Source organism: Hymenobacter agri, from assembly GCF_054778495.1.
Map to the genome: position 1 here is coordinate 1 of NZ_BAAGZM010000697.1, position 2,020 is coordinate 2,020.

The following is a 2,020-nucleotide window of genomic DNA, read 5'->3' on the forward strand; positions in this document are numbered from 1 at the left end:
GGGGCCGTACCGGTGGCGCGCCCGATGGCCTGGCTCAGACGCTGCCCGATGCGGCGCAGCTCCTCGTTTTTGGGGCCAACGTAAATCTTCGTGTCGGGCGTGAGGACGAAAGCGCCGCTGCCCGCCAGCACCCGCGCCGGCTGCGGAATAATGGAAATGGCGGGCGGGCCGACCGACGTTGATTGGGCGTGAGCCGGGGCGCCGCTCAGGCTAAGCAGCGCAGCCAATGAAACCAGGGGTTTCCAGTTCATACAGCAGAAGGGGGAGACGGGTGGGGGAGGGTTTGTTTCATGTGGCAGAGGGCGGCCGCGCCCAGCACGGCCGCGTTGCCGAGGGTTGAGGGAGCCACCACCAGCCGCTGCGCAAGCTGCGGGAAGGGAAATTCGGCCAGGCTGGCATTGAGGCTGTCCCGGAAAAAGGCGAAGCCCTGGCTGACCGAGCCGCCCAGCACAATGGCTTCGGGCGACAGCACGAACAGGATGATGTGCAGGGCGCGGCCCAGATGGTGGCCGAATTCGGCGTAGAGGGCCAGCGATTCGGCATCGCCCTGCTGGGCGCGGGTGTGCCACGCCGCCCCCGCCTGCCCGGTGCGCTGCGCGAAAAACTTGCCGCTGCAGTAGTCTTCCAGCGTTTTGTCGAGGTAGGGAATGCAGCCGAACTCGCCGGCGCTCGCCAGCGTGCCCGAATACAGCTGGTGGTTGACGATGATGCCCGCGCCCAGGCCGGTGCCTAGTGCCAGGCCCACCAGGTTGGCATAGGGCTGGCCCTGCCCGTACATCTTCTCGCCCACGGCAAAGGCATTGGCGTCGTTGGTGATGTACACCGGCAGGCCGAAACGCTGCGTGAGGAAATGCCGGAGATGCACCTCGCGCCAGCTCGGAATATTCGCCACGTTCAGCACCACGCCGTGTTCCTCATCCACCAGCCCCGGCGTGCCGATGCCGATGCCGGCCACGTCGGCATCCAGCAGCGGTTCGAGGTGGGCGGCCAGCTCGGCCAGAATCTGCGCCTGCGGGGCGGTGGCGGCGGTCGCAAACGCGGTTTCGCGCAGCACTTGCCCGTGCTGCACCACGCCAATGCGAATCTTGGTGCCGCCGATGTCGATGCCGATGTACTTCGCAGAATGCATGGTTAGTTGCGCCGTAGTTTTTGCTCTCAACTGGTTTGCCGCTTTCAATTAGCCGAACTTTCCGGCCAGGCCCACCGCCGCGGCCAATCGGGGTGAAAAGGTACTGCCAGCGCGGGTACTACCCGCCAAAAATCAGCTACCGTGTAGTATTCGATACGGCAATTGGTTGACTAACATTAAACTGCCCCTGCAGCCGGATGTCGTCCGATGCCGCGCCCACCAGCACTGTGAAGGCGCCCGGCTCCACGGCCCACTCCAGGCGCTGGTTGAGCAGCATCAGGTCCTCGGCCGTCAGCTCGAAGGTGACTTCGCGCTGCTCGCCGGCTTGCAGGTGAAAGCGCTGGAACTTGCGCAGCTGCCGCTCGGGCGTCACCACGGAGCTCACCTCGTCGCGCAGGTAGAGCTGGGCCACTTCGTCGCCGGCGCGGGCGCTGGTGTTTTTCACCCGAAAGCTCACCGCCATGCGCACCGCGCCGGTAGTTTCGGTGGGCGTCAGGCGTAGGTCGGAATAAGTGAATTGGGAATAGCTCAGGCCGTAGCCGAAGCTGTAGAGCGGCTTGGCGTCCATTTCCACGTAATTCTGGCGGGCGGGGCGCGGGGCATTGTAGTACACCGGTAGCTGGCCCACGTGCCGGGGCACCGAAATGGGCAGCCGGCCGGCCGGGTTGTAGTCGCCAAACAGCACGTCGGCCACGGCGTGGCCGCCTTCCTGGCCGGGGTACCAGGCGTCGAGCACGGCGGGCACGTGGGCGGCCAGCCAGTTCAGGTTCAGCGGCCGGCCTTTGATGAGCACCACCACCACCGGCGTGCCCGTCTGCACCACGGCTTCGAGCAGCTCCTGCTGCCGGCCCAGCAGGTCCAGCGTGGCCCGGTCGTAGCCCTCGCCGCTTT

3 protein-coding genes are annotated in these 2,020 nt (G+C 66.0%); all 3 read right to left on the reverse strand.

Translation table 11 applies throughout. From position 1 onward, the window contains the following. Positions 1-251, reverse strand: a 251-nt coding sequence (locus ACYVDE_RS21160; RefSeq protein ID WP_460503519.1) for a beta-N-acetylhexosaminidase family protein, incomplete at its 3' end; no start/stop codon positions are given. Further along, positions 248-1,129 carry an ROK family protein gene (locus ACYVDE_RS21165; protein WP_460503521.1) on the reverse strand — a complete coding sequence of 294 codons (882 nt, stop codon included), beginning with the start codon at positions 1,127-1,129 and terminating at the stop codon, positions 248-250. The genes ACYVDE_RS21160 and ACYVDE_RS21165, both read right to left, overlap by 4 nt. A 136-nt stretch (positions 1,130-1,265) precedes the next feature. Further along, on the reverse strand, positions 1,266-2,020 hold a 755-nt coding region (locus ACYVDE_RS21170), incomplete at its 5' end, for a glycoside hydrolase family 3 C-terminal domain-containing protein (RefSeq protein ID WP_460503522.1).

Coding starts and splice junctions, on each gene's coding strand:
- ACYVDE_RS21165 (WP_460503521.1), bottom strand. CDS start 1,129: ATGCATTCTGCGAAGTACATCGGCATCGACATCGGCGGCACCAAGATT.